This window comes from Kitasatospora sp. NPDC004272, from assembly GCF_053603035.1.
The window spans coordinates 1-25196 of the sequence record NZ_JBSGET010000127.1 but is presented as its reverse complement, the minus strand read 5'-3'; the positions used below and the strand labels follow the sequence as shown (position 1 = coordinate 25196).

24 protein-coding genes and 1 pseudogene are annotated in these 25196 nt (G+C 73.6%); 9 read left to right on the top strand and 16 right to left on the bottom strand.

Annotated features, from left to right (window positions below):
- Positions 1-175: 175 nt before the first annotated feature.
- From ACWEO5_RS30075 to trxA, 3 genes are all read right to left on the bottom strand, one after another.
- Positions 176-766, bottom strand: coding sequence for a DUF6114 domain-containing protein (locus tag ACWEO5_RS30075; RefSeq protein WP_452165340.1), 591 nt, complete (start codon positions 764-766; stop codon positions 176-178).
- Between the two features lie 143 nt (positions 767-909).
- Positions 910-1560, bottom strand: a complete 651-nt coding sequence (locus tag ACWEO5_RS30070; RefSeq protein WP_452165339.1) for a DUF6230 family protein — start codon at positions 1558-1560, stop codon at positions 910-912.
- A gap of 555 nt (positions 1561-2115) precedes the next feature.
- The gene (gene trxA / locus ACWEO5_RS30065; RefSeq protein WP_452165338.1) at positions 2116-3102 is read right to left on the bottom strand and encodes a thioredoxin; all 987 of its coding nucleotides are present in this window, start codon (positions 3100-3102) and stop codon (positions 2116-2118) included.
- A 350-nt stretch (positions 3103-3452) separates the two neighbouring features.
- Between trxA and ACWEO5_RS30060 the strand changes: the two genes are divergently transcribed.
- Positions 3453-4178: a TetR/AcrR family transcriptional regulator gene (locus tag ACWEO5_RS30060; RefSeq protein ID WP_452165337.1), complete on the top strand. Its 726-nt coding sequence runs from the start codon at positions 3453-3455 to the stop codon at positions 4176-4178.
- 7 nt (positions 4179-4185) lie between these two features.
- Here ACWEO5_RS30060 and ACWEO5_RS30055 read toward each other — a convergent pair whose 3' ends face one another.
- The 4 genes from ACWEO5_RS30055 to ACWEO5_RS30040 all read right to left on the bottom strand — a co-directional run bounded on the left by ACWEO5_RS30055 (position 4186) and on the right by ACWEO5_RS30040 (position 7995).
- On the bottom strand, positions 4186-5058 hold the full coding sequence (locus ACWEO5_RS30055) for a sigma-70 family RNA polymerase sigma factor (protein WP_452165336.1): 873 nt from the start codon (positions 5056-5058) through the stop codon (positions 4186-4188).
- 105 nt (positions 5059-5163) lie between these two features.
- Entirely contained in the window at positions 5164-6849 is a 1686-nt protein-coding gene (locus tag ACWEO5_RS30050) for an acyl-CoA mutase large subunit family protein (RefSeq protein ID WP_452165335.1), read from the bottom strand.
- Between the two features lie 253 nt (positions 6850-7102).
- The gene (locus ACWEO5_RS30045) at positions 7103-7435 is read right to left on the bottom strand and encodes a DUF3817 domain-containing protein (RefSeq protein ID WP_344553054.1); all 333 of its coding nucleotides are present in this window, start codon (positions 7433-7435) and stop codon (positions 7103-7105) included.
- 20 nt (positions 7436-7455) lie between these two features.
- Positions 7456-7995, bottom strand: coding sequence for a MarR family winged helix-turn-helix transcriptional regulator (locus ACWEO5_RS30040; protein ID WP_344553055.1), 540 nt, complete (start codon positions 7993-7995; stop codon positions 7456-7458).
- A gap of 461 nt (positions 7996-8456) precedes the next feature.
- Between ACWEO5_RS30040 and ACWEO5_RS30035 the strand changes: the two genes are divergently transcribed.
- Positions 8457-10091: a M4 family metallopeptidase gene (locus ACWEO5_RS30035; protein ID WP_452165334.1), complete on the top strand. Its 1635-nt coding sequence runs from the start codon at positions 8457-8459 to the stop codon at positions 10089-10091.
- 84 nt (positions 10092-10175) lie between these two features.
- On the opposite strand, the gene ACWEO5_RS30030 is transcribed toward ACWEO5_RS30035, so the two are convergent.
- The gene (locus tag ACWEO5_RS30030; protein WP_452165343.1) at positions 10176-10508 is read right to left on the bottom strand and encodes a DUF3817 domain-containing protein; all 333 of its coding nucleotides are present in this window, start codon (positions 10506-10508) and stop codon (positions 10176-10178) included.
- 159 nt (positions 10509-10667) lie between these two features.
- On the opposite strand from ACWEO5_RS30030, the gene ACWEO5_RS30025 reads away from it, so the two are divergent.
- From ACWEO5_RS30025 to ACWEO5_RS30010, 4 genes are all read left to right on the top strand, one after another.
- Positions 10668-11441, top strand: coding sequence for a DUF2127 domain-containing protein (locus tag ACWEO5_RS30025; RefSeq protein ID WP_452165342.1), 774 nt, complete (start codon positions 10668-10670; stop codon positions 11439-11441).
- 152 nt (positions 11442-11593) lie between these two features.
- Entirely contained in the window at positions 11594-12232 is a 639-nt protein-coding gene (locus ACWEO5_RS30020; RefSeq protein ID WP_452165333.1) for an AIM24 family protein, read from the top strand.
- Entirely contained in the window at positions 12232-12882 is a 651-nt protein-coding gene (locus ACWEO5_RS30015; RefSeq protein WP_452165332.1) for an AIM24 family protein, read from the top strand. The genes ACWEO5_RS30020 and ACWEO5_RS30015 overlap by 1 nt, the downstream gene beginning before the upstream one ends.
- Before the next feature lie 194 nt (positions 12883-13076).
- On the top strand, positions 13077-13865 hold the full coding sequence (locus ACWEO5_RS30010; protein WP_452165341.1) for an AIM24 family protein: 789 nt from the start codon (positions 13077-13079) through the stop codon (positions 13863-13865).
- A gap of 85 nt (positions 13866-13950) precedes the next feature.
- Here ACWEO5_RS30010 and ACWEO5_RS30005 read toward each other — a convergent pair whose 3' ends face one another.
- The 6 genes from ACWEO5_RS30005 to ACWEO5_RS29980 all read right to left on the bottom strand — a co-directional run bounded on the left by ACWEO5_RS30005 (position 13951) and on the right by ACWEO5_RS29980 (position 18989).
- Positions 13951-15129, bottom strand: a complete 1179-nt coding sequence (locus ACWEO5_RS30005) for a cytochrome P450 (RefSeq protein ID WP_452165331.1) — start codon at positions 15127-15129, stop codon at positions 13951-13953.
- The gene (locus tag ACWEO5_RS30000; protein ID WP_344553092.1) at positions 15126-15674 is read right to left on the bottom strand and encodes a GTP-binding protein; all 549 of its coding nucleotides are present in this window, start codon (positions 15672-15674) and stop codon (positions 15126-15128) included. Before ACWEO5_RS30000 ends, ACWEO5_RS30005 begins: the two co-directional genes overlap by 4 nt.
- Before the next feature lie 70 nt (positions 15675-15744).
- On the bottom strand, positions 15745-16095 hold the full coding sequence (locus tag ACWEO5_RS29995; RefSeq protein WP_344553061.1) for a DUF742 domain-containing protein: 351 nt from the start codon (positions 16093-16095) through the stop codon (positions 15745-15747).
- Entirely contained in the window at positions 16092-16511 is a 420-nt protein-coding gene (locus ACWEO5_RS29990; protein ID WP_344553062.1) for a roadblock/LC7 domain-containing protein, read from the bottom strand. The genes ACWEO5_RS29995 and ACWEO5_RS29990 overlap by 4 nt, the downstream gene beginning before the upstream one ends.
- Positions 16508-17950 carry an ATP-binding protein gene (locus ACWEO5_RS29985; protein ID WP_452165330.1) on the bottom strand — a complete coding sequence of 481 codons (1443 nt, stop codon included), beginning with the start codon at positions 17948-17950 and terminating at the stop codon, positions 16508-16510. The genes ACWEO5_RS29990 and ACWEO5_RS29985 overlap by 4 nt, the downstream gene beginning before the upstream one ends.
- Before the next feature lie 67 nt (positions 17951-18017).
- Positions 18018-18989 (bottom strand): MBL fold metallo-hydrolase, encoded by a 972-nt coding sequence (locus tag ACWEO5_RS29980; protein ID WP_344553064.1) that lies wholly within the window; start codon positions 18987-18989, stop codon positions 18018-18020.
- A gap of 190 nt (positions 18990-19179) precedes the next feature.
- Between ACWEO5_RS29980 and ACWEO5_RS29975 the strand changes: the two genes are divergently transcribed.
- Complete coding sequence (locus ACWEO5_RS29975) at positions 19180-19698, top strand: MarR family winged helix-turn-helix transcriptional regulator (RefSeq protein ID WP_452165329.1); 519 nt, start codon at positions 19180-19182, stop codon at positions 19696-19698.
- A gap of 53 nt (positions 19699-19751) precedes the next feature.
- Here ACWEO5_RS29975 and meaB read toward each other — a convergent pair whose 3' ends face one another.
- Together meaB and ACWEO5_RS29965 are read right to left on the bottom strand one after the other, a co-directional pair.
- Positions 19752-20705, bottom strand: coding sequence for a methylmalonyl Co-A mutase-associated GTPase MeaB (gene meaB / locus ACWEO5_RS29970; protein WP_452165328.1), 954 nt, complete (start codon positions 20703-20705; stop codon positions 19752-19754).
- 85 nt (positions 20706-20790) lie between these two features.
- Complete coding sequence (locus ACWEO5_RS29965) at positions 20791-21981, bottom strand: acetyl-CoA C-acetyltransferase (RefSeq protein WP_452165327.1); 1191 nt, start codon at positions 21979-21981, stop codon at positions 20791-20793.
- Between the two features lie 245 nt (positions 21982-22226).
- On the opposite strand from ACWEO5_RS29965, the gene mce reads away from it, so the two are divergent.
- Complete coding sequence (gene mce, locus ACWEO5_RS29960) at positions 22227-22661, top strand: methylmalonyl-CoA epimerase (protein WP_344553069.1); 435 nt, start codon at positions 22227-22229, stop codon at positions 22659-22661.
- 325 nt (positions 22662-22986) lie between these two features.
- A pseudogene (locus ACWEO5_RS29955) lies at positions 22987-25196 on the top strand (hypothetical protein); the annotation flags it as partial.

Sequence of the window (25196 nt, the reverse complement as noted above, 5' to 3'; positions counted from 1 at the left end):
CCCTGTGCCACCGGATGCAGCAGCTCTCCATCGGCTACCACTCCCGGGTCAGCGCCGGCGTCCTGCAGGCCAAGGTGATCCGGGACGTCGAGGGCCCGCCCGCGCAGGCGCGCGCGCACCCCCTCGCGGGGCACCGCGTGCCGGGGGCCGGGGACGGCGGGGCGGTCGGCGTCGGTCACCGCTGCTCCTCCTCGGCGGGGGCCTGCGGGGCGCCGGCCTGCGGGGCGTCGGCCGGGGCGGTGGCCGGGGCGGCGCCGTACTCCAGTGGCTGTCCGGCGGTGCTCTGCGCGGGCAGCTGGGCGGTCGGCGCGTCCTCGCGGTCGCCGTCGGCCTCGCTCCCGGCGGCCGCCGCGGGGGCCGGCAGCGGCGCCCAGGAGACCAGCAGGCCGCCGCCGAGCAGGCCGAACAGCAGGCCCAGGCCGAGGCCGCCGAAGTTGGAGAGCGGGAGCGAGACCAGGGCCAGGACGCTGGTCGCCACTCCGCAGAAGACCCGCACCATCGGCTGGAACCAGGCGGTCAGGGCCAGCGCGATCAGCATCAGGCCGATGATCAGCGACCCGGCCCCGGCGGTGGTGGACAGCGCGATCGTGAAACCGGCCAGGCTGACGTTGCCGTACGGGAGGTACAGGATCGGGACGCTGGCGGCGAGTCCGAACACCCCGCCCCAGAACGGACGGGTGCGCCGCCAGGCGCGGAACCCCCGCCAGGTGCGGCCGACCAGACCGGCCGGACCCACGGGCCCGGCCTCGACGGTTGCGCTGGACATGGTGCGACTCCTCGATGGTGGGTCCGAGGGAAGGGTGAACGGAGGGCCCCCGGCGTGCCGGGGCGTGGTCCGAGGGGGCGGCGGCCGCCCCCTCGGACCACCGGTCCGCGCACGGGCCCGGCGGGCGGGCCCTCAGGCGCGGATCAGTAGCACTCGTAGGTCTTGCCGTTTTCCTGGTGGTTGAGGCTCAGGTGCAGGCCGGGGAGCTTGAAGGTGCCCGCCGAGGTCGCCCACGCGGTCTGCTGGACGTTGCTCAGGTGGGCCTTCTCGGCGGTCTGCGAGAAGCCGTGGTCGCCGCTCGGCAGCTTGCCGGCCTTGCGCAGGTCGTCCAGGGCGCTGCCGGACAGCGTGTTGGCGTCCTGGCCGATGTTGATGTTCGTGAACTCGGCGTCCGCGTCCAGCTGGTTCAGGTCGATCAGCAGGTTCTCCGCGTAGACCTGCTTGGCCTCGTCGGTGCTGTCACCGGCCTTGAGCACCAGGGTCCACTTGCCGAGCACCGGGCCGAGGTCGGTGACCACCGACTGGCACAGGCCCTTCAGGTGGGCGGTGTCGAAGGCCGAGATGGCCACCGGGTGCGGGGTCTTGTTCGACTCGGCGTCGACCGCGCCGAACTGCGAGAAGCGGTCGCCCCGCAGGTCGTCGACGGTGACCTTGAACTGCTGGCCGGAGATCGAGAACGAGGCGGCCAACACGGAGTTGGCCATCGAGACGCCGATCGCGGCGGTGGCCGCGAGGCTGGGCACCATCACCAGGGCGAAGCGCTTCCAGCGGGTCTTGCCGTAGGTCTGGGACATGTGAGTCCTCCTTCTAGGACGTACATCTCCGGCCGGTCCGGTGCGTCCCGCACGTGGTCCGGCCCGGGATGGGAGAGAGCTACGTCCTCGGTAGCGGAGAGCGCCCGCGGCCGTGGGGACGGCAGCGGCGATCACCCCCGAGCGACAACCGTGCGGCCGCGCGGGCCGCGCGGCCGTCGTGAGGCCAGGAACCGCCGCGTGGGATCTGCGGTTACCCCCCTGCCCTCACCCGGTGGGGACCCCTCGTCGCCGAGGGACCGGGCGTCGCCGATCGTTCTCCAATCCAGGGCCGAGCACAAGAGGTCCGTTACTGACGGGTAATCCAACAGCGATCCGAGGCGATCATGGAATCGAAGGTGACACGACGGAGAGTGACCAAAATCGCATGTTCGCCCGATTTTCACCCGCGGAAACACCAACGAAACACCCCTCCGCCATCACATTCGGTGATAGCGGAGGGGTGATGTCAAGATTTGGTAAACGCAGCCCGAAGGCACTCGAAAGTCGTCAAATCACCGCCGACACCGCAGGTCACCCGAGGTGTCACCGGGTGCCTCAGAACAGCACCCGGGCCAGGGCCTGCCGGGCCGCCACGGTGCGCGGGTCCTCCGGACCGATCACCTCGAACAGCTCCAGCAACCGCAGCCGGGCCGCGTCCCGGTCGTCCCCGAACGTCCGGGCGACGGTGTCGACCAGGCGGCCGAAGGCGTCCTCCACGTGCCCGCCGACCAGGTCCAGGTCGGCCGCCCGCAGCTGGGCCGGCACGTCCTTGGGGTCGGCCGCCGCCTCGACGCGCACCTGCTGCGGGTCGAGCTGCTCCACCCGCTGCAGCAGCTGGGCCTGGGCCAGGCCGAGCTTGGCCTCGACGTGCCCGGGCCGGTCGCTCAGCACGTTCTGGTACGCCCGCACCGCGCCGGCCAGGTCGCCCCGGTCCAGCGCGTCGTGCGCCGCCTCCAGCGCGGGGTCGGCCGGCACCCGCGGCTCGGCCGCCGCACCCTCGCCGCCGCCGACGCCGCCCTGGCCGCCGACGATGCCGAAGCGCTGCTCGGCCACCGCGATCAGCTGGTCCAGGACCTTGCGGACGTTCGCCTCGCTCTCGGCGCCCTGGAACAGCGGCACCAGCTGGCCCGCCACCACCGCCATCACGGCCGGGATCCCCTGGATCCCGAACTGCTGGGCGATCAGCTGGTTGGCGTCCACGTCGATCTTGGCGAGCACGATCCGGCCCGCGTACTCCTCGGCGAGGCGCTCCAGCACCGGACTGAGCTGCTTGCACGGGCCGCACCACTCGGCCCAGAAGTCCACCACCACCGGGACCTCGGCCGAGCGCTGGACCACCTCGGCCTCGAAGGTCTCCTCGGTGACGTCCAGCACCAGGGGGTAGTCCGCGAACGCCGGGACCTCGCCCGCCGCCGCCTGCCGGGCCCGCTCGGCCCGGGTCTGCTCCGCCTTCTGGGCGGCCTCTCCGGCCGCCTTCACCGCGGCGAGGTCCACCGCGCCGCGCAGGGCGGAGCTGTTGAGACGCGAATTCCGTGACTGCATGGCTCTATCCTCCCCCGCCGGAGCCGGTGCCGGGCGCCATCCGCCCGGAAAAACCGGAGCGAGCCGCCCGCCTCCCCGGCGGGGGCCCACCCGTTGCCTCGAACCGTTCGACGCCGGTCCCCACCGGCGTCGGGCGCCCGTCCGATCCCAGAGGACGGGGCGCGATTGGTCGTCGTTCTTTCGCTACTGGTCGTAGCGTATCTGCCTCCCGGGCTCCCCCCGCAAGCCCCCCGCCCCCTCCGGGAGCGTGAGCTGCCCCACTTTCCGGCACCGGGCGGCTGTCGGGCGGGCCGCCCGGTCGCTACCGTGGGACCTCGAAGTTACTTCCGAGTAAACAGTCTGGAGGCGAGGTGGCCCCCACCCCCCGGCAGCCCGCCGAGCACCCGGACCCGCCGGTCGCGGCCACCACCGCGGCCGCGGCCGTCCCGGAGCCGACCGCAGCCGCAGCCGCAGCCGCCCCGGTCGGCCCGGTCGGCCGCGGCAAGGGACGGCCCCGCAGCGCCGCCGCCGACCAGGCGATCCTGGACGCCACCCGCGAGGCGCTCGCCGACCTCGGCTGGGGCGGCCTGACCATGGGCGACGTCGCCCAGCGGGCCGGCGTCGCCAAGACCACGCTGTACCGGCGCTGGCCCTCCAAGAGCGAGCTCGTCGTCGACGCCATCGCCAGCCTCTTCGACCAGCTGGAGTGCGCCGACCGCGGCAGCCTGCAGGCAGACATCGAGGCGGTGGTCGCCCGCTTCGCCGAACTGCTCACCCTCCCCGAGACCCAGGCCGCGCTGCTCGCCCTGTTCGCCGAGGGCTCCCGCGACCCGCAGCTGCGCCGGCGGATCCGGGAGCGGATCGTCGAGCCGCAGAAGGTGCTGGTCGAGTTCGGCCGGGCCAACGCCCAGGCCCGCGGCGAGATGGACCCCGACCGCGACCGGGCCGCCGCCGACGAGGAGGTCGGGATCATCTTCGACGTCATCGCCGGCACCGTCGAGCACCGGCTGCTGGTGAGCGGCGAACCCGTCACCGCGGACTGGATCCGCCGCTTCACCACGCTGCTGCTGGGCCCCTTCCCGGGGCTGCTGCGCTGAGCCGCCCTCAGCCCGGCAGCGGCAGCACGGCCAGCCGGTCCGGGTCGGTCAGCACGTCGATCCGGGCGACCCGGCCGTCCACCACGGTGAACGACATCACCGAGACCGGCTTGCCGTCGACCACCGTCAGCGTGCCGTAGGTGCCGTTGACCAGCACCAGGCGCGCGAACGGCGCCAGGTGCCGGAAGCCCTGCGCCGACGACGCGATCACCGGGCCGCCGCGGATCACCTTGCTGAGCGCCGCCATGGCCGTCCCGCCGTCCGCCCGCAGCACCGCGTCCGGGGCGAGCACCGCCACCAGGCCCTCGAAGTCGCCCTCCCGGGAGGCCGCCAGGAACGCCTCCACCACGGCCCGCTGCGCCGCCGGGTCGCGGTCCGGCTCCGGCGCCCGCTCCTTGACCCGCTTGCGGGCCCGGCTGACCGACTGCCGCACCGCCGCCGGGGACTTGTCCAGCAGCGGCGCGATGTCCTCCAGCGGCACCGCGAACAGGTCGTGCAGCACGAACGCCAGCCGCTCGGAGGGGCCCAGCGTGCCCAGCACGACCTGCAGCGCCAGCCCCACCCGGTCGCCGAGCAGCGCCGCCGCCTCCGGGTCGTCCCGCTCCGGCGCGGCCAGCACCGGGTCCGGCACCGCGGTGTCCAGCTCCTCCTCGCGCCGCCGCTCCCGGCTGCGCAGCTCGTTCAGGCACACCCGGGAGGCGACGGTGGTGAGCCAGCCGCCGAGGTTGTCCACCTCCTCGGCGTGCCGGTCCAGCCGCAGCCAGGTCTCCTGCACCGCGTCCTCGGCCTCGCCGAACGACCCGAGCATCCGGTAGGCCACCGCCCGCAGCCTCGGCCGGTGCGTCTCGAACCGCTCGGCGAGCAGCGCTCCCCCACCCATTCGTCCGTGTCCCTTCGTCCCGTCCCGTTCCTCGCGCTTCGAGTATCGGTGTACGGAGGAGCGCCTGTCCGCCGGACTCGAACCGTTCTCGACCGGGGGCCGGGGTCAGAAGGCGGCGTTCTCCCGGTAGGTGCCCCACTCCTCGCGCAGGGCGTGGCAGATCTCGCCGAGGGTGGCCTCGGCCCGGACGGCGCGCAGCATCGGCTCGATCATGTTGGTGCCCTCGCGGGCGGCGGTGAGCATGGCGTCGAGGCCGGCCCGGACGGCGGCCTCGTCGCGGTGCGACTTGCGCGCGCGCAGGGCGCGGACCTGCTCGCGCTCGACCTCGTGGCTGACCCGGAGGATCTCCAGTTCGGGGGTGACGCTGCGGGGGTGGCAGTTGACGCCGACCACCCGCTTGTCGCCCTTCTCGACGCCCTGCTGGTAGCGGAACGCGGCCTCGGCGATCTCGCCGGTGAACCAGCCCTCCTCGATGCCGCGCAGGATGCCGGCGGTCATCGGGCCGATCGGGTGCTCGGCGTCGCCCTTGTCCAGGATCCGCCGGAAGATCTCCTCGACCTGGGCCTCGATCCGGTCGGTGAGCGCCTCGACGTACCAGGAGCCGCCGAGCGGGTCGGCGACGTTGGTGACGCCGGTCTCCTCCATGATCACCTGCTGGGTGCGCAGGGCGATCTCGGCGGCCTGCTCGCTGGGGAGGGCGAGGGTCTCGTCCAGGGCGTTGGTGTGCAGCGAGTTGGTGCCGCCGAGGACGGCGGAGAGCGCCTCGACGGCGGTGCGGACCACGTTGTTGTACGGCTGCTGGGCGGTCAGCGAGACGCCCGCGGTCTGGGTGTGGAAGCGCAGCCACTGCGCCTTCTCGGTCTTCGCGCCGAAGTGGTCGCGCATCCAGCGGGCCCAGATCCGGCGGGCGGCGCGGAACTTGGCGATCTCCTCGAAGAAGTCGAGGTGGGCGTCGAAGAAGAAGGACAGGCCGGGGGCGAACACGTCCACGTCCAGGCCGCGGGAGAGGCCGAGCTCGACGTAGGCCAGGCCGTCGGCGAGGGTGTAGGCGAGCTCCTGGGCGGCCGTGGCCCCGGCCTCCCGGATGTGGTAGCCGGAGACCGAGAGCGGCTTGTAGGCGGGGATGCCGGCGGCGCAGTGCTCCATCAGGTCGCCGATCAGGCGCAGGTGCGGCTCGGGGGCGAAGAGCCACTCCTTCTGCGCGATGTACTCCTTGAAGATGTCGGTCTGCAGGGTGCCGTTCAGGACGGCCGGGTCGACGCCCTGGCGCTCGGCGGCCACCAGGTACATGCAGAAGACCGGGACGGCCGGGCCGCTGATCGTCATCGAGGTGGTGACCTCGCCGAGCGGGATGCCGCGGAACAGCACCTCCATGTCGGCGGCGGAGTCGATCGCGACGCCGCAGTGGCCGACCTCGCCGAGCGAGCGGTCGTCGTCGGAGTCGTAGCCCATCAGGGTCGGCATGTCGAAGGCGACCGAGAGGCCGCCGCCGCCCGCCTCCAGGATCATCCGGTAGCGCTCGTTGGTCTGCTCGGCGTTGCCGAAGCCGGCGAACTGGCGGATGGTCCAGGCCCGGCCGCGGTAGCCGGTGGGGTGCAGGCCGCGGGTGTAGGGGTACTCGCCGGGCCAGCCGATCCGCTCGAAGCCCTCGACGTCCTGGCCGGGCGGGGGCCCGTAGACGGGTTCGACGGTGTCACCGCTGAGGGTGGTGAAGTCCGCCTCGCGCTTGCGCGCCCCGTCGTACCGCTGCTGCCAGCGCTGCCGCCCGGCCTCGATCTGCTCGGCGTCCATCGGCTCCGACTCCCGCTCCGTGCGGCCGCCCCTCGTGGGCGCGGCAGAACTACTTGGATGTCCTACCAATTTACTCGGACGTCCTAGTACCTGTCGACGGTCCGCCCTCCGAACGCGCGGCGGCCGCCCTCCGAACGCGCGGCGGTCGGCCCCGGACGCGCGGCGGTCGGCCCCGGACGCGCGAAGGGCGCCCCCCCGGACGTGCGGGGGGCGCCCCGGCAGAGCGCTGGTGCGGGTGCGGGTGCGGGCGCGGTCAGGCGGCGACCGGCTCCGGCGCGGTGATCAGCGGCGCGACCTCGCGGCTGACCCGGCGCTCGACGAAGAACACGGCGGTGGGGATGGTGCCGGCCAGCAGGGTCCAGGCGAGCTTGCCCATCGGCCACTTGGCCTTGGTGCCCAGGTCGAAGGCGAACGCCAGGTAGACCACGTACAGCCAGCCGTGCGCGATGCCGACCGCGCTGGTGAAGCCCGATGCGCCCGAGACGTCGAAGACGTACTTGGCGATCACCCCGAGGGTGAGCAGGATCAGGAGCACACCGGTGAGGTAGGCCATGGCGCGGTAGCGGGTCAGCACACTCTGCTTCATACGGACGAGGGTAACCGCCCCTACGCGCCGTCCGGGCCGGGCCCCTCCTCGGCGGGGGCCTCGAAGTCGCCGGCCGCGATCCGCAGCGGGCGCAGCAGGTCGAAGACCTCGGCGCAGGCGTCGGCGTCGTAGCCGTCCAGGCCGAACTCGACGGCGACCAGGTCGCGGGTGGCCCGCTCGACGGCCTGGCGGCCGCGGTCGGTGATGGCGGCCAGCACGCCGCGGCCGTCGAGCGGGTTGGGGCGGCGGGTGACCAGGCCGGCCCGTTCCAGGCGGTCGACGGTGTTGGTGACGCTGGTGGGGTGGACCATCAGGCGCTCGCCGATCTTGGAGAGCGGGAGTTCGCCGGAGCGGCTGAAGGTGAGCAGCACCAGGGCCTCGTAGCGGGCGAAGGTGAGGCCGTGGGGCTTGACCACCGCGTCGACCCGGGCGAGCAGGATCTGGTGGGCGCGCATCACCGAGGTGATCGCCGCCATCGACGGCACCTTGCCCCAGCGCTGGGTCCAGAGTTCGTCGGCGCGGGCGATCGGGTCGAAGTCGAGGGCGAGGGGCTTGGGCACGCCACCACCGTACCCGCGGGCACGGGCGGGGGTAGCAGGTGTCCACGATGGTGAACAACCCGCCCCCCTTGGCGGGATCACGCCAAACAGACGAGCAGGCCCGACAACCGGCCCTTTACCGTGCATATTCCGGCAATATTCAGTGATTTCACCGGAGTTGGGCCTACCCGCAGACCGCGCGGCATGGTTCGCGGCGAAACCTCCGATTTCCCGGACCGCCCCCGAGGGGGCCGCTGGCGAGAGTTTGCCAATAGTTGCCGAACCGCTTTTCCCGGCCGCCGCCGCCTCGTCATGCTTCTGGCCAGCCCCGTTCGACACCGCCGGACCACCCCGCCGGCCGCTGTCGCCTGACCGCACGGAGCTGCACGTCAGCACCCGTTCCGCCCCAGCAGGCACTGACCCCGGTGCCCCGGAGCGAGGTGCGACCGCGCACACGCGGTTGATCCGGAAGGAACCCGTACGTGAAGCGAAAGCTCGCAGTCGGCGCCGTCCTCTCTGCCTCGGCCCTGCTGGCCGGCGCGATCCAGGTGAGCGCCGGAACGGCGTACGCCGCCCCCGGCCCGGCCTCCCTCGGCCGGGCCGACCAGCTGGCCCTGGCCGCCACCCAGGCACCCGCCGCCGCCAAGGCGCTGGGCCTGGGCGCCCAGGAGAAGCTGGTCGTCAAGGACGCCGTCGTCGACGCCGACGGCACCCGCCACTTCCGGTACGAGCGCACCTACGACGGACTGCCGGTGCTCGGCGGCGACCTGGTCGTGCACCAGGCCGCCAACGGCAAGGTGAAGTCCACCGACAAGGCCGTGTCCGGCAGCCTGGCCCCCGCCTCGCTGAGCCCGAAGCTGACGGCCGGCCAGGCCGCCGCGAAGGCGACCGGCGCGGTGCAGGCCACCGTCGGCGTCGCGAAGGACGCCGACGAGGCCGCCCTCACCTCGGTCTCCGGCACCAGCGGCAGCGCCCAGCTGGTGATCTGGGCCGCCGACGGCGCCCCGCGGCTGGCCTACCGGACCACCGTGGAGGGCGTCCGGGCGGACGGCACCCCGAGCCGGCAGCTGCTGGTCACCGACGCGGACAGCGGCGCGGTGCTCTCCGTCCACGAGCAGGTGCAGACCTCCAACGCGACCGGCACCGGCAACGGCGTGTTCGTCGGCAGCGTCTCGCTGACCACCAACTACACCGGCACCGCCTACCAGTTGAAGGACGCCACCCGCGGCGGCCAGTACACCACCACGCTGGCCAACAAGACCTCCGGCAAGGGCACCCTCTACTCCAAGACCACCAACTCCTGGGGCAGCGGCGCCGCCTCCAACGGCGAGTCGGCGGCCGTCGACGCCCAGTACGGCGCGGCCGTCACCTGGGACTTCTACAAGAACACCTTCGGCCGCAGCGGCATCCGCGGCGACGGCGTCGGCGCGTACAGCCGGGTGCACTACGGCAGCAACTACGTCAACGCGTTCTGGGACGACAGCTGCTTCTGCATGACCTACGGCGACGGCGCCTCCAACACCCACCCGCTGACCGAGCTCGACGTCTCCGGCCACGAGATGAGCCACGGCGTGACCTCCAACACCGCGGGCCTGAACTACTCGGGCGAGTCCGGCGGCCTGAACGAGGCCACCTCCGACATCTTCGGCACCCTGGTCGAGTTCTACGCCAACCTGCCGAAGGACAACCCGGACTACCTGATCGGCGAGCTGATCAACATCAACGGCAACGGCACGCCGCTGCGCTACATGGACAAGCCGTCCAAGGACGGCGCGTCCGCCGACTACTGGTCCTCCACGGTCGGCAACAAGGACGTCCACTACTCCTCGGGCGTCGCCAACCACTTCTTCTACCTGCTGGCCGAGGGCAGCGGCGCCAAGACCGTCAACGGCGTCAGCTACAACTCGCCCACCTACAACGGCGCGGCCGTGACCGGCATCGGCCGGGCCAAGGCCGCCCAGGTCTGGTACCGGGCGCTGACCGTCTACATGACCTCCACCACCAACTACAAGGCCGCCCGCACGGCGACCCTGAACGCGGCGAAGGACCTGTACGGCTCCGGCTCGACCGAGTACAACGCGGTCGCGGCGGCGTGGACCGGGGTGAACGTCAGCTGACGCCCACCGGGTAGCCGAGAAAGCCCGCGGCGGCCGGGCCTCCCACGAAGAGGCCCGGCCGCCGCGCACCACGTTCCGGACGGGTCAGGCGGTGGCCGCCGGCACCGGGGCGTCCAGCTCGCCGCGCTCCTCCTTGGCGAGCATCCGCTCGGCGAAGAAGCCGCCGGTCGGCAGCACCGACAGCACGAACAGCACCAGGCCGCGCTTCGGCTCCCAGCGGCGGGCCTGGTACGCCTGCACCAGGAACACCAGGTAGAGGACGAACAGCACGCCGTGCACCGTGCCCATCACCGGCACGCCGTTGAAGCTGGTGGTGCGCTTCAGCACCGAGCAGATCAGCAGCAGGATGAAGGACAGCCCCTCGGGGCCGGAGACCAGGCGCAGGCGGTGGACGGCGGCGACGCTCTTCACGGGGATTCCTCACGGGGCACGGCGGACGGCTTCGCTTGTGAAGGGATGCACAAGCCGGGACCATTATCACCGACCCGACACCGGCGCCGACCGGGGACCCCCTATCCTGCTGTGCTGCGCGCTCCGAAGGCCGGGGCGCGCGACCCACGGGGGGAACACCGCATGCTGAAGAGGGACTGGGACCGCCACACCTGCGCCAAGCGCGGCCACATCACCTACGCGCCCGACGAACCCGACCTGCGCGGCCGCCTGCACGCCGCCACCGCGGTCGGCACCGTCTGGCGCTGCCTGCGCTGCGGCGACTTCGCGCTCGGCGAGCCGCACGGCTCCGGCCCGGCCCAGGACGCGCCGCTGGTGCCCCGCGGCAAGGCCCTGCGCGACCTGTTCATCCTGCGCTTCCTGGCCGTCGAGCGGCTGCTGCGCGGCCTGCTGATCGTGATCGTCGCCTGGGGCGTGTGGAAGTTCTCCAACAGCAAGGACGCGGTGCGCCGGATCTTCGACGAGAACCTGACCGTCTTCAAGCCGGTCACCGACCACTTCCACTTCGACCTGGAGCACTCGCCGATCGTCGACACCGTCCGCAAGACCTTCGACTACAAGCACTCCACCCTGGTCTACGTGGCGGTCGCGCTGCTGGCGTACGCGCTGATCGAGATCGTCGAGGCGTTCGGCCTGTGGTGGGGCCACCGCTGGGCCGAGTACCTGACCGTGGTCGCCACCGCCGCTTTCCTGCCGCTGGAGGGCTACGAGCTCACCGAGCACGTCAGCGCGCTGAAGATCTGCACGCTGCTGCTGAACGTCGCCGCGGTGCTCTGGATCATGCTCTCCAAGCGGCTGTTCGGCCTGCGCGGCGGCCGCGCCGCGTTCGAGGCCGAGCGGCACTCGGCCTCGTTCCTTGAGGTGGAGGCCTCGGCGGGGGCGCTGCCGCAGCCGGCCTGACGCTCCGTCCACGATCACTCCGTCCACGATCGGGCGGGATGTCCCGTTATGCCCGACTGACGGTATGTCCGATGTACGGGTTTCGTACCGAACCGGTACCAGCCCGCCCCGGCCCCCTCCCCTCCCGGGGAGGGGGCCGCTACATTCCGGACGTGGCACAGTTCCGACTCCAGGGGTCCAGAGTCCTCGCCGTCGATCTCGCCGGGGACACCGTCAAGGCACGCAACGGCTCGATGGTCGCCTACACCGGGCAGGTGGGCTTCAAGAAGCTCACCGGCGGCGGCGACGGCCTGCGCGGCATGGTCACCCGCCGGCTCACCGGCGAGCGCATGGAGGTCATGGAGGTGAAGGGGCAGGGCACCTGCTACTTCGCCGACAAGGCCACCGAGATCAACCTCGTCCGACTGAACGGCGAGACGCTGTTCGTCGAATCCGACAACCTGCTCTGCACCGAGGCGTCGCTGCGCACCGGCACCTCCTTCACCGGCCTGAACGGGATGGCGAGCGGCAACGGCCTGTTCACCACCAAGGTCGAGGGCCAGGGCTGGGCGGCGGTCACCTCCAACGGCCCGGCGGTGATCCTCCGGGTCGCCCAGGGGCTGCCGCTGCGGGTCGACCCCGGCGCGTACATCGCGCACACCGGCAACCTGCACCGGGCGCTCAAGTCCGGCGCGGGCTGGTCCACGCTGATCGGCGAGGGCGGCGGCGAGGCCATGCAGGTCGAGTTCACCGGCGAGGGCCTGGTCTACGTCCAGCCCTCCGAGCGCGTCACGCTGGGGGGCGAGGTCTGATGGCGTTCACCCGGATCAACGGAAAGATGGTCTCCGCCCAGGTGGTGCCCGGGCAGCGGATCCTCTCCCAGCGCGGCGCGATGCTCGGCTACACCGGCGAGGTCAGCTTCCAGCCCAACCTGATGGGCGGCCAGGGCGGCGTGATGTCGATGATCGGCCGCCGGGTCGCCAACGAGGACACCCCGCTGATGACCGTCGAGGGCCACGGCACCGTGATGTTCGGCCACGGCGGCCACCACGTGCACGTGGTCGACCTGGTCGGCGACACCCTCTACGTGGAGGCCGACCGGCTGCTCGCCTTCGAGGGCAGCCTCCAGCAGTCCACCATGTTCATGGGCCAGCAGGGCGGCCTGATGGGCGTGGTCCGCGGCCAGGTCACCGGCCAGGGCCTGTTCACCACCAAGCTCACCGGCAAGGGCGCGGTCGCCGTGATGGCCCACGGCGGCGTGATCGAACTGCCGATCTTCCCCGGCCAGCCTGTCCACGTCGACCCGCAGGCGTACGTCGCCCACCGGGGCGAGGTCACCAACAAGCTCTCCACCGCCCTCGGCTGGCGCGACATGGTCGGCCGCGGCTCCGGGGAGGCGTTCCAGCTCGAACTGTCCGGGCAGGGCACGGTGTACGTCCAGGCCAGCGAGGTGAAGCTCTGATGTCCTACCCCCCGCAGAACCCCTACGGCCAGCAGCCGTACGGCCAGCAGCCCCCGCCGTACCCGCCGCAGGGTCCCCCGCCCGGGTACTCCCAGCAGCAGTACGAGCAGTCCCACCAGGCCACCCAGGCCGGGATGCACGTCCCCCCTCCGCCGCCCTACCAGGCGCCCCCCGCCGGGCAGTTCGGCGCGCCGGTGTTCCAGCCGCCCGGCGGCGACGGCCCGCGGATCTGGGACGTCTCCACCCTGCCGGCCGACGACAACGTCAACCCGTACTGCTTCTCGGTCGACCTGAACGGCGCGTACTACCTGCAGAAGGGCAAGATGATCGCCTACTACGGCGAGATGCGCTTCTCCGGGATCGGCCGCGGCGTGCTCGACCGGGTGCTGGAGCAGAACTTCAACTCCCCGCTGCACGCCGCCGACTGGGTGGTCGCCGAGGGGCGCGGCAAGCTGCTGCTGGCCGACCGGGCGTACGACCTCAACTCGTACGACCTCCAGGACGGCAACCTGACGGTGCGCTCGGGGAACCTGCTGGCCTTCGAACCCTCGCTGCGGCTCAAGCAGTCGATCATCCCGGGCTTCCTGACCCTGATCGGCACCGGCAAGTTCGTCGCCGCCTCCAACGGGCCGGTGCACTTCGTCGAACCGCCGATCCGGGTCGACCCGCAGGCCCTGGTCGGCTGGGCGGACTGCCCCGCGCCCTGCCACCACTACGACCACGGCTACCTGCACGGCGTCATCGGCGGCCTCCGGCACCTGACCGGGATCGGCGGCGCGAGCGGCGAGGAGCACCAGTTCGAGTTCATCGGGGCCGGCCAGGTGCTGATGCAGTCCTCCGAGAAGCTGCTGGCCGAACGCTCCGTCGGCGTCGTCGCGGCCGAGGCCGGCGTCCCGGGCGCGAACGTCCCGCACCAGCAGCAGCACGGCGGCGCCCCGGGGCTGGGCAGCCTGGGCGACCTCGGACGCCGCTTCGGGCTGTAAGCGGACCGGGGAGCGCACCTCCAGGGGCGCGGGGAACCACGTGCAGCAGGTCTCCCCGCGCCCCTGGTTGCGCCCTCCGCGCTTCCTAGACGGGGGTGAACTCGACCGGGAGGGCGGTCAGGGCGCGGTGGATCGGGCCCGGGCGCCACAGGACGTCCGCGGTGGGGACGGCCAGGCGGAGGTCGGTGAGGCGGCTGATCAGGTACTCGATGGCGGTGACGGCCATCAGGACGGCGGGCTGGCGGGCCGGGCAGCGGTGCGGGCCGGCCCCCCAGGCGAGGTGGGCGTAGGAGCCGCCGAGGGACTCGCTCTCGGCGGGGGTGAGCGCGGCCTGGGCGTTGGCGGAGGCGTAGGAGACCAGGACGGGCTGCTCGGGGGTGAGCGCGGTGCCGTGGAAGACGACCTCGTGCCGGGGGTAGTGCGGGGAGAAGTTGGACAGCGGGGGGTCGTTCCAGAGCACCTCGTTGACCGCGTCGTGGGCGGTCATCGCGCCGCTGTGCAGCGAGCCGGCGTAGCGGTCGTCGGAGAGCATCCGCAGCAGCGAGCCGGCGATCAGGTTGGCGGTGGGTTCGTGGCCGGCCATCAGGGTGAGGGTGATGTGCCGGACGACCTCGTCGTCGGCGAGCCGCGCGGGGTGGCCGAGGAACGCGGAGATCAGGTCGTGCCGGGGGGCGGTGCGGCGTTCGGCGACCTGTTCGGTGATGACGGCGACCAGGTCGGCGTACGCGGCGGCGGCGCCGGAGGAGGTCTCGAAGGCGCGGTTCATCGCGGTGCTGATCCGGTCGATGTCCGGTTCGGGGACGCCGTACCAGGAGGTGAGGATGAGCAGCGGCAGCCGGTAGGCGTACTGGGCGAGCAGGTCGGCCTCGCCGGCGCCGGCGAACTCGGCGATGAGCTGTTCGGCGACGGCGGTGGTGTCGCGCTGCAGCAGGTGCGGTTCGAGGATGCCGACGCTGTCGGTGATGACCTGGCGGTAGCGGGCGTGCGCGGGGCCGTCGGAGAACAGCGCGGTGGGGCGCCAGCCGAACAGCGGCAGCAGCGGGGAGTCGGCGGGCTGGGTGGCCTGCCAGCGGCGCGGGTCGCGGGTCCAGGTGTCGGTGTCGCGGAGGACTTCCAGGGCGACGTGGTAGTCGGTGACCAGCCAGGCGTCGACGCCGGGGGCGAGTTCGACCGGGGCGAGCGGTCCGCGGTCGCGCAGCCGGGCGTAGTGGGCGTGCGGGTCGGCGGCGAACTGCGGCCCGTAGAGGGCGGTGCGGACGGTCACGGGGCGCTCTCCGGGGGCAGCCGGTCCAGGACGTGTTCGGTGAGGGCGATCAGGGCGTCGACGCAGCCCGCGCGTTCGCGGGCGTCGCACTCGACCAGCGGGGTGGCCGGGTCGAGGTCGAGGGCGGCGCGGACGGCGTCGAGGGCGATCGGCGGGGTGTCGGGGAAGCGGTTGACGGCGACGGCGTAGGGCAGTCCGGCCTCCTCGATCAGGTCCATGGCGTCGAAGGCGTCGGCGAGCCGGCGGGTGTCGACCAGGACGAGCGCGCCGAGGGCGCCGCGGGCGAGGTCCTCCCAGAGCGGGAGGAAGCGGCGCTGGCCGGGCGTGCCGAACAGGTAGAGGACGAAGTCGCCGTCGGCGAGGGTGATCCGGCCGAAGTCGACGGCGACGGTGGTGGCGGTCTTGCCGGGGGTGCGGCTGACGTCGTCGACCGGGACGCTCGCCGCGGTCATGGTCTCCTCGGTGTGCAGGGTCGGGATCTCCGACAGGGTGCGCACGAAGGTGGTCTTGCCGACCCCGAACGGCCCGCTGACCATGAGTTTCATCAGGACCGGGTCGGTGGGGGGCAGGTAGGCCGGGGTTCCTGACGGGGCGTCGCCGGTCAGGACGGCACTGCTACTTGAGGGCGCGAAGTCCACTGAGGAGCCTTTCGGCGAGGTCCCGGTTGACCGGCTGGGCGGAGGGGATCGGCGCGCGGACCGAGAGCGCGCCGCGCTCGGCCAGGTCGGCGGCGACGAAGACGGTGGCGCTGACCGGCAGCCGGAGGTGGGCGGCGGCCTCGGCGAGGGTCAGCGCGCCGGGGCGGACCAGCTCCCATAACTGGCGGTGTTCGCCGCCGAGTCCGGCCGGGAGGTCGGCGGCGGCGTGCAGCACGCTGAGCCGGTCCAGGCCGTGGGTGCCGGCGGCGGCGGTGCGGCCGTGGGTGGCGAGGTAGGCGGGCACCAGCCGGCGGCGCGGTGTCGTCATGTGTGGCTCGCTTCCCGGGCGGGGCTGGCCAGGGCCCGGGCGAGCGCGGCCACCTGGACCTGCATCTGGTAGGCGATGGTGCCCAGGTCGGCGCCGGGGAGGGCGAAGACGGCCAGCGAGGAGTTCTCGCCGGCCGGGGTGACCACGGCGTAGCCGTGCTCGGACTCGACCACGGTCTGGTTGAGCGCGACCTTCTCGGCGCCGGTGAAGGCGGTGGTGAAGGCGCGGGCGGCGGCGTGCAGCGAGGCGGTCATCGCGGCGACCCGGTCGGCGCCGTCCCGGCCGAGGTCGGCGGAGTGGCCGGTGACCAGTCCGTCGCCGGTGGCGATGACGGCGTTCTGCACGCCGGGGAGGTCGAGCAGCGGGGTGAGGACCCAGGAGAGGTCCTCGGTGTGGCGGCGGAGCGGGGCGGTCACGGGGTTTCTACTCCTTCGGGTGCGGCGGGCCCCTGGGGGCGCGCGGGGCGGTCGACGGCACTGCGTCCGGCGGCGGTGCCGGACTGGAGTGCCGCCCACGCGCTGCGGGCCCGGTCGGGGGTGGTGCCCGCCGGGGCGGTGCTCGCCGGGGCGGGGAGGGGGGTCGGTGCGTCCTGCTGCGGGGTGCGGGGGGACGGGGCGTCCTGCTGCGGGACGCGGGGGGTGCGGCGCTTGCGGGTGGGGAGGGCGTCGCCGGCGTCGAACACCGGTGCGCTCTGGGTGATCGGGCGCGGGGCGAGGGCGGAGAGCGGGTTGGCCGGGTCGGTCAGGGTGAGCAGCTCGGCGGGCAGCCGCAGGATGGCCCGGACGCCCCCGTACGGGGAGGGTTCGACCCGGCAGCCGAAGCCGAACTGTCGGCAGAGCAGGCCGATCACCGCGAAGCCGGCCTGCGGCGGGTCGCCGAGTTCGGTGAGCAGCACCTCGGCCTGGCCGTCGAGCAGGTCGCCGGCCCGTTCGAGCTGGTCGGGCTCCATGCCGACGCCCATGTCGTCGACCACCACCAGGGCGCCGGAGCTGCCCTGTTCGATGGCGACCACGACCCGGGTCTCGGGGTGGGAGTAGGCGGTGGCGTTGCCGAGGATCTCGGCGAGCGCGATGGCGACGGGTTCGGCGGCCCGGGCGGCCACCGCGAGCCGGGGTTCGCGCAGGTGGTTGGTGATCTCGATGCGGGCGTAGCCGGCCACCCGGGACTGGGCGCCGACGCAGAGTTCGGCGAGCGGGGAGTCCTCCCGGGTCATGCCGGGCCAGGCGCCGGAGAGCACGGCGAGGGACTGCACCCGGCGCAGGGTGAGTTCGTTGCGGAAGTCGAGGGCGAGCAGCCGGGGGTCGTCGACGGAGAGCTGCACCTCCTCCAGCAGCGAGCGGACCTGGATCAGCAGGGCCTGGATCTTGGAGGCGGCGCCGCGCAGGGCGGCCCGGGCGGCGGCGTCGGTGCGTTCGCGTTCGGCGAGCGCGGCGCGGACGGCGGCGGTGAGCACGGCGTCCAGGGCGCGCTGCAGTTCCTCGCTGCCGCCGGCGGTGTCGAGCGGTCCGGGGACGGGGGTGCGGGGGTGGGTGAGCGCGGTGGCGGCGGCGGGCAGCCGTTCGTGCGCGAGGTGGGTGAACTCGCGCGCGGCGGCGGTGAGCCGGGCCTCGGCGAGGGTGTGCCGGGCCTCGGCCGCGTGGGCGCGGGCCTCGGCGGCCCGGGCGCGCTCCTCGCCCGTGCGGGCGCGGTTCTCGGCGGCCCGGGCGCGGACCTCGGCGCCCTGGGCGCGGTTGTCGGTCTCGGCGGCGCGCTGGGTGGCGGCGCGGGCGGTGCGGACCGCGCGCCGGACGGACCACAGGAGGGGTCCTGCGGTCAGGGCGGCGCCGGCCAGCAGGGCGAGCACGATCTCGACCATGGGGTCCTCGGGGGGAGTCGTCGCTGCGGGGACGGGTGCGGGGGCGTGAGCCGTCGGTGGTGCGGGCTCAGGCGGTGCGCTGCCGGGCCAGGTGGGCCATCCGGCCGACGACCTCCAGCATGGCGGGCGGCTCGGTGCCGTCGAGGTGCCGGTACTCGGTGCCGATGGTGACCAGCAGCCGCTCGGGGAGGCCGAGTTCGGGGTAGCGGGCCTCGCCGATGACGGTCCGGGCGGCCTCGGCGGCCGGGACGCCGGCGGCGTGCAGGGCGTGCGCGCGGTCGCGGACGTAGCGCAGGTAGCCGGCGTGGGAGCGCAGGTCGGCGCGGGTGAGCAGCGGGCCGTGGCCGGGGACGACGGTCTCGGCGCCGGTGTCGAGCAGCCGCTCGACGGCGTCGATGACGTTGCCGAGCGGGCCGGCCCAGTGCACGGGGTGGTCGCCGGGCCGTTCGGCGGTGGTGCCGAAGACGACGTCTCCGGTGAAGACGGTGGAGCGGGTGGGCAGGTGGACGATCAGGTCGCCGCTGGTGTGGGCCGGCGGGAGGCTGCTGATCTGCACCGGGATGTCGCCGACGCGCAGTTCGAGTTCGCCGGTGAAGACGGTGTCGGGGACGACCGGCGGGGTGTCGGCCCAGTTGAAGCAGCCGAAGTGCTCCTGCAGGTAGGCGCCGGTGTCGCCGTCCTTGTCGAAGGTCTGCAGCAGGGCGTGCTGCTGTTCGGGGGTGGGCTCGTAGGCGATGTGGTGCAGCGCCTCGCGGGTGGTGATCACCTCGGCGTCGGGGAGGACGCCGGCGCCCCACATGTGGTCGCCGTTGGCGTGGGTGACGACGATCCGCTCGACCTCGGTGCCGGGGGGCAGGACGGCGCGGGTGCGCTGCAGGAACTCGCCGGCCAGGGTGCGGTCGTAGGGGGTGTCGATCCACAGGGCGGCGCCCCCGGCGGTGACCAGGCCGCAGTTGGCCAGTCCCCAACCGCGTTGCTGCGGCTGCCACGCGTATATACCGTCGGCTATCGAATGGAAGTGCGCGCTCCGCGTCGTCATGGGCGCGATTATGCCCAACTCTGTGTCACCGTTTGACTCCGGCCCACGGATTGAACGTGCGCGGTTCAACTGCCCCGCCCGGGAAGGCGGTTGTGCGGGGACGGAGCAGTTGCGGCGGGACCGGAAGCGGATCCGGAACGCCGGTTGTGAATTCGTACAATATTGAACAACTTCGGCTATACTCGGCTCCATGGACAACTCCGTGACCGAAGTGCCCGAGGTCCCCCCCGCCCGGGAGGCGGAGGCGGGCACCCCGTGGCTGGACGCCCGCGAGCAGCGCTTCTGGCGCGCCCACCTGGAGGTCGGCAAGCTCCTCGACCACCAGCTGAGCCGGGAGCTGCACGCCCACAACCTCGCCATCAACGACTACGAGATCCTGGTCGTGCTCTCCGAGTCCCCCGAGCGCCGGATGCGGATGACCGACCTGGCCACCGCCACCCTGCAGTCCAAGAGCCGGCTCTCGCACCAGATCACCAGGATGGAGGCGGCCGGCCTGGTGCTGCGCCAGGAGTGCCCGGGAGACCGCCGCGGCCTGTACGCGCACCTCACCGAGCACGGCTGGGAGACCCTGCGGAAGGTCGCCCCGGACCACGTCCGCAGCGTCCGCGAGCACTTCATCGACCGGCTCACCGACGAACAGCTGGACGCGCTGTACGCCGCCCTGGCCCCGATCGCCGAGCACCTGCGCGGGCTCCGCGGCCGGGGCTGACGGAGGGCCTCGCCGGGGCTGACAGAGGGCCTCGCCGAGGCTGGCGGAGGGCCTCAGGAGGTCAGTTCGGCCACCAGCCGGTCCGCCGCCGCGTACGGGTCGAGCTCGCCCGCCGCGACCCGCCCGGCCAGCGCGTCCAGGTGCCGGTCGCCGCGCAGGTCGCCGATCCGGGCGCGCAGCGCGGCCAGCGTGATCGCCTCGACCTCCTGGGCCGCCCGGCGGCGGCGGCGGGCGTCCAGCTCGCCGGTCTCGGCCAGCCAGCCGCGGTGCTTCTCCAGCGCCTCGACGAGTTCGTCCACGCCCTCACCGCGGGCCGCCACGGTCTTGACGATCGGCGGCCGCCAGTCGCCGGCCTGCCGGGACTCCCCCAGGCCGAGCATGTGGTTGAGCTCGCGGGCGGTGGCGTCCGCGCCGTCCCGGTCGGCCTTGTTGACCACGAACACGTCGCCGATCTCCAGGATGCCCGCCTTGGCGGCCTGGATGCCGTCGCCCATGCCGGGGGCCAGCAGCACCACCGCGGTGTCGGCCTGCGCGGCGACCTCCACCTCGGACTGCCCGACGCCGACGGTCTCCACCAGGATCACGTCGCAGCCGGCCCCGTCCAGCACCCGCAGCGCCTGCGGGGCGGCCCAGGCCAGGCCGCCGAGGTGGCCGCGGGTGGCCATCGAGCGGATGAACACCTCCGGGTCGGTGGCGTGCTCCTGCATCCGCACCCGGTCGCCGAGCAGCGCGCCGCCGGAGAACGGCGAGGACGGGTCGACGGCGAGCACCCCGACCCGCTTGCCGAGCCGCCGGTAGGCGCTGACCAGCGCCGAGGTGGAGGTGGACTTGCCCACCCCGGGCGAGCCGGTCAGGCCCACCGTGTAGGCCCGCCCGCTGTGCGGGGCGAGCGCCGCCATCACCTCGCGCAGTTCGGGCGCGGCGTTCTCCACCAGCGTGATCAGCCGGGCCACCGCCCGGGGACGGCCCTGCCGGGCCTGTTCGACCAGCGTCGCCACATCGGCCATCGAAATCGCTCCTCGCAGCCAGCGGAAAAGACGGACGCCCCGCAGCACCGTACGCGACGGCGCTGCGGGGTCCTCGGACGTTCGGTCAGCCCTGCGCGGGGACCTTGACGATCAGCGCGTCGCCCTGGCCGCCGCCGCCGCACAGCGCGGCCGCGCCGACCCCGCCGCCGCGGCGCTGCAGCTCCAGCGCCAGGTGCAGCACGACGCGGGCGCCGGACATGCCGATCGGGTGGCCGAGCGCGATCGCGCCGCCGTTGACGTTGACGATCGAGTCGTCCACGCCGAGGTCCTTCATCGACTGGTGGGCGACGGCGGCGAACGCCTCGTTGATCTCGATCAGGTCGAGGTCGCCGACCTCCAGCCCCTCCTTGGCGAGGGCGTGCTTGATCGCGTTGGACGGCTGCGACTGCAGCGAGTTGTCCGGGCCCGCGACGTTGCCGTGCGCGCCGATCTCGGCGATCCAGCTCAGGCCCAGCTCCTCGGCCTTGGCCCTGCTCATCACCACGACGGCGGCGGCGCCGTCGGAGATCTGCGAGGAGGTGCCGGCCGTGATGGTGCCGTCCTTGCTGAAGGCGGGGCGCAGCTTGGCCAGGCCCTCGACGGTGGTGTCGGCGCGGATGCCCTCGTCCTGGCCGAACAGCACCGGGTCGCCCTTGCGCTGCGGGATCGGCACCGGCACGATCTCGGCCTCGAACACGCCGTCGGCCTGGGCCTTGGCGGCGCGCTGGTGGGAGGCGGCGGCGATGGCGTCCTGCACCTCGCGGGTGATGCCGAGCCGGGTGTTGTGCTTCTCGGTGGACTCGCCCATCGGGATGTTCTCGTAGGCGTCGGTCAGGCCGTCGTGGGCCATCGAGTCGAGCATCCCGATCGCGCCGTACTTGAAGCCTTCGCGGGACTTGGGCAGCAGGTGCGGGGCGTTGGTCATGGACTCCTGGCCGCCGGCCACCACGATGTCGAACTCGCCGGCCCGGATCAGCTGGTCGGCCAGCGCGATCGCGTCCAGCCCGGAGAGGCAGACCTTGTTGACGGTCAGCGCCGGGACGTTCAGCGGGATGCCGGCCTTGACCGCCGCCTGCCGGGCCGGGATCTGGCCCGCGCCGGCCTGCAGCACCTGGCCCATGATCACGTACTGGACCTGGTCGCCGGTGATGCCGGCCCGCTGCAGCGCCGCCTCGATCGCGAAGCCGCCGAGCTCGGCGCCGGAGAATCCCTTGAGCGAGCCGAGCAGCCGCCCCATCGGGGTGCGGGCACCTGCGACGATCACAGAAGTAGTCATGGACGAGCCCCTTCGCGCGTCGGACCAGAGGGTACGGGGATGCCGTCAATGTACTGACCGGTCACCTCTGCGTCACCGCCGCAACGGTGTGATCAGCGCTACTGGCACTCACCAGTGAACACCGTGCCGGAACGGGTCGGGGAACGTGTGAGCAGACTCGCAGGACGGGCTGCTGGCGCCCGGCCGCCGGGATGCGCTGCACTGGGTGCCATCCCTCGCCGTCCCGCCCCTTCCGGAGGACACCCGTGCTGACCCGCATCGACCACATCGGCATCGCCTGCTTCGACCTGGACCGGACCGTCGAGTTCTACCGCGCGACGTACGGCTTCGAGGTGTTCCACACCGAGGTCAACGAGGAGCAGGGCGTCCGCGAGGCCATGCTGAAGATCAACGACACCGGGGACGGCGGCGCCTCCTACCTGCAGCTGCTGGAGCCGACCCGGGAGGACTCGACGGTGGCCAAGTGGCTGGCCAAGAACGGCGAGGGCGTGCACCACGTCGCCTTCGGCACCGCCGACGTGGACGGGGACGCCGCCGCGATCGCGGGCAAGGGCGTGCGGGTGCTGTACGACGAGCCGCGGCGCGGTTCGATGGGCTCCCGGATCACCTTCCTGCACCCCAAGGACTGCGGCGGCGTGCTGACCGAACTGGTCACCAGCGCGAATCCGTCCGAACACTGACCGATTCGGGTACGGAGCCTGCACGGAAGCGGACCGGCCGGTAACGAACCGGTCGGTAACTTCCGAAAAGCACCTCACCCCCATTCCCCCGCGAGCGGCTCCCACTACAATGCCCAGGTGCGCCGGTACCACCGTTCCGCGCACCACAGGGGAGTCCACGACGCGGGCACGGCCGGACGGTCGCCGTTCGGATCTGTCACCATTCTCCAGAGGCAACATTTCGCTCAGGAGTCCACCCGGACGGTGGAGCGATTGCAAGGACCAACCGGTCCGCCCGTGGAGCACTGGGCGGAGCGGCCCGGTCGAGGACGCGACCAGGAGATGGATGGACCGCGGAGTGCGGGGCTACGACCGCTACGAGGCTGAGGATCACCTCTCCAAGTTCGAGGCCGAGCTGGAGAAGGCCCGCAAGGAGCGGGACAAGACCATCGAGCACGCCGACGACCTCGCCTACCAGGTGGAGGTGCTCCGGGCCAAGCTGCACGAGGCCCGCCGGCAGCTCGCTCAGCCGCGCGCCTTCGACTCCGTCTCCGGCCAGGCCGAGCAGGTCCTGCGCAACGCCGAGATGCAGGCCGAGGCGCTGCGCGCGGACGCCGAGCGCGCCGTGCGCGAGTCCCAGGCCGCCACCCAGCGGATGATGGCCGAGGCCGCCGAGCGCACCTCCCAACTGGAGGCCGAGTTCAACGCCCGGCGCCGCCGGCTGGAGGAGGAGCTCGCCGAGTTCCGGGCCGCCGCCGAACGCCACGTCAACGAGAACGTCAACTGGGCGGAGCAGACCCGCGCCGGCACCGAGCAGGAGGCCCAGCGCCTGCTGCAGGAGGCCCGGGCCGAGGCCGAGCGGATGATGGCCGCCGTCCGCGCCGAGGCCGCCGCCCTCGCCGACCAGGCCCGCGCCCAGACCGCCGCCGACGTGGACGCCGCCCGCGGCGAGGCCCAGGCCCAGGCCGAGGCCGCCCTGCTGCGCGCCCAGACCGACGCCGAGCGCCTGCTGCGCGCCGCCTCCGAGCAGGCCCAGCAGACCGGCGCCCAGGCCGAGGAGCACCGCGCCGCCGCCCTCGGCGCCGCCCAGCAGCAGCTGGCCGAGGCGCACGCCGCCGCCGAGCAGAAGCTCGCCGCCGCCGAGGCCCAGATCACCACCCTCAAGCAGCAGGCCCTCGCCGACCAGGAGCGCGCCGAGGCCGCCCTGGCCGGCGCCCAGGCCGAGATAGAGCGGCTGCGCGCCGAGGCCCTGGCCGAGACCGAGCGGGCCCGCGCCGAGGCCGCCCGGATGCGCGAGGAGGCCACCGCCGCCGCCGAGCGCCTGCAGGCCGAGGCCACCAGCGAGGCCGAGCGCAAGGTCGCCGACGGCGCCGCCGCCAGCGAGCAGCGCTCCGCCACCGCCCGCGCCGAGATCGCCAAGATGGTGGCCGCCGCGACCCGCGAGGCCGACCTGATCCGCTCCGCCGCCGCCACCGTGCAGGCCGAGGCGGACGCCGCCCGGGCCGCCGCCCGCGAGGAGAGCGAGCGCCTGCGCGGCGCCGCCGAGTCGGTCGCCACCGAGCTGCGCGCCGAGGCCGAGGCGGAGATCGCCGAGCGCCGGGCCGCCGCCGAGGCGGAGGCCGCCGCGCTGCGCGAGGCCGCCGCCGCCGAGGCCGCGCGGATCCGCACCGACGCGGAGGACGCCGGCCGGGCCGAGGGCGCCAAGGACGCGGCGCTGCGGCTGGCCCGCGCCGCCAAGCAGGCCGAGGAGGTGCTCGCCCGGGCGGGCACCGACGCCGAGGCCACCCGCGGCGAGGCCGCCGCCGAGGCCGAGCGGCTGGTCGAGCACGCCAAGTCCGAGGCCGGCACCCTGCTGGAGCAGGCCCGCGAGGCCGTCGAGCAGGCGCAGAACGCCGCCATGGAGGACGCCGCCTCGATCCGCGAGCAGCTGGAGCGGATGCAGGCCGAGGCCGCCCTGGCCCGCGAGCAGGCCGAGGAGCAGCGCGCCGCCGCCGAGGCGGAGGCCGAGCGGGTCCGGGCCGAGGCCCGCCGGCAGGCCGCCGTGCAGGTCGAGGAGTCCGCGAAGCAGGCCGAGGAGCTGCTGACCACCGCCAAGTCCGACGCGGACGCGCTGCGCTCCGGCGCCGGCGAGGAGGTCGAGCGGCTGCGCACCGAGGCCCGCGAGCAGGCCGCCGCCGTCCAGGGCCGGGCCGAGCAGACCCTCGCCCGGGCCCGCGCCGAGGGCGAGAAGATCACCGCCGCCGCCGAGCGGGCCCGCGCCGAGACGCTGGCCGCGGCCGAGTCCGCCGCCGAGGAGGCCCGGGCCGCCGCCGAACGGCACGGCGCCGAGCTGCGCGAGCAGGCCGCCGCCGCGGCCGCCACCGTCCGCGCCGAGGCCGACGCCGCCGCCGAGGCACTGCGTGCCGACACCGCCCAGTGGGCCGAGCGGCACCGCGCCGAGGCCGAGGAGGCCGGGCGGATCGTCCGCGCCGACGCCGAGGACGCCGCCCGGGCCGTCGCCCAGCGGGCCGAGGCCGCCGCCGAGGCGCTGCGCGAGGAGGCCGCCGCCGCCCGCGA

Excerpts from the sequence above, each read along its gene's own strand:
- ACWEO5_RS30055 (WP_452165336.1), bottom strand. The coding sequence starts at position 5,058 with ATGGGTGGGGGAGCGCTGCTCGCCGAGCGGTTCGAGACGCACCGGCCG.
- ACWEO5_RS30075 (WP_452165340.1), bottom strand. The coding sequence starts at position 766 with ATGTCCAGCGCAACCGTCGAGGCCGGGCCCGTGGGTCCGGCCGGTCTG.
- ACWEO5_RS29980 (WP_344553064.1), bottom strand. The coding sequence starts at position 18,989 with ATGACGACGCGGAGCGCGCACTTCCATTCGATAGCCGACGGTATATAC.
- trxA (WP_452165338.1), bottom strand. The coding sequence starts at position 3,102 with ATGCAGTCACGGAATTCGCGTCTCAACAGCTCCGCCCTGCGCGGCGCG.
- ACWEO5_RS29965 (WP_452165327.1), bottom strand. The coding sequence starts at position 21,981 with ATGACTACTTCTGTGATCGTCGCAGGTGCCCGCACCCCGATGGGGCGG.
- meaB (WP_452165328.1), bottom strand. The coding sequence starts at position 20,705 with ATGGCCGATGTGGCGACGCTGGTCGAACAGGCCCGGCAGGGCCGTCCC.
- ACWEO5_RS30015 (WP_452165332.1), top strand. The coding sequence starts at position 12,232 with ATGGCGTTCACCCGGATCAACGGAAAGATGGTCTCCGCCCAGGTGGTG.
- ACWEO5_RS29975 (WP_452165329.1), top strand. The coding sequence starts at position 19,180 with ATGGACAACTCCGTGACCGAAGTGCCCGAGGTCCCCCCCGCCCGGGAG.
- ACWEO5_RS30050 (WP_452165335.1), bottom strand. The coding sequence starts at position 6,849 with ATGGACGCCGAGCAGATCGAGGCCGGGCGGCAGCGCTGGCAGCAGCGG.
- ACWEO5_RS29985 (WP_452165330.1), bottom strand. The coding sequence starts at position 17,950 with ATGGTCGAGATCGTGCTCGCCCTGCTGGCCGGCGCCGCCCTGACCGCA.
- ACWEO5_RS30070 (WP_452165339.1), bottom strand. The coding sequence starts at position 1,560 with ATGTCCCAGACCTACGGCAAGACCCGCTGGAAGCGCTTCGCCCTGGTG.
- ACWEO5_RS30045 (WP_344553054.1), bottom strand. The coding sequence starts at position 7,435 with ATGAAGCAGAGTGTGCTGACCCGCTACCGCGCCATGGCCTACCTCACC.
- ACWEO5_RS29995 (WP_344553061.1), bottom strand. The coding sequence starts at position 16,095 with ATGACGACACCGCGCCGCCGGCTGGTGCCCGCCTACCTCGCCACCCAC.
- ACWEO5_RS30000 (WP_344553092.1), bottom strand. The coding sequence starts at position 15,674 with ATGAAACTCATGGTCAGCGGGCCGTTCGGGGTCGGCAAGACCACCTTC.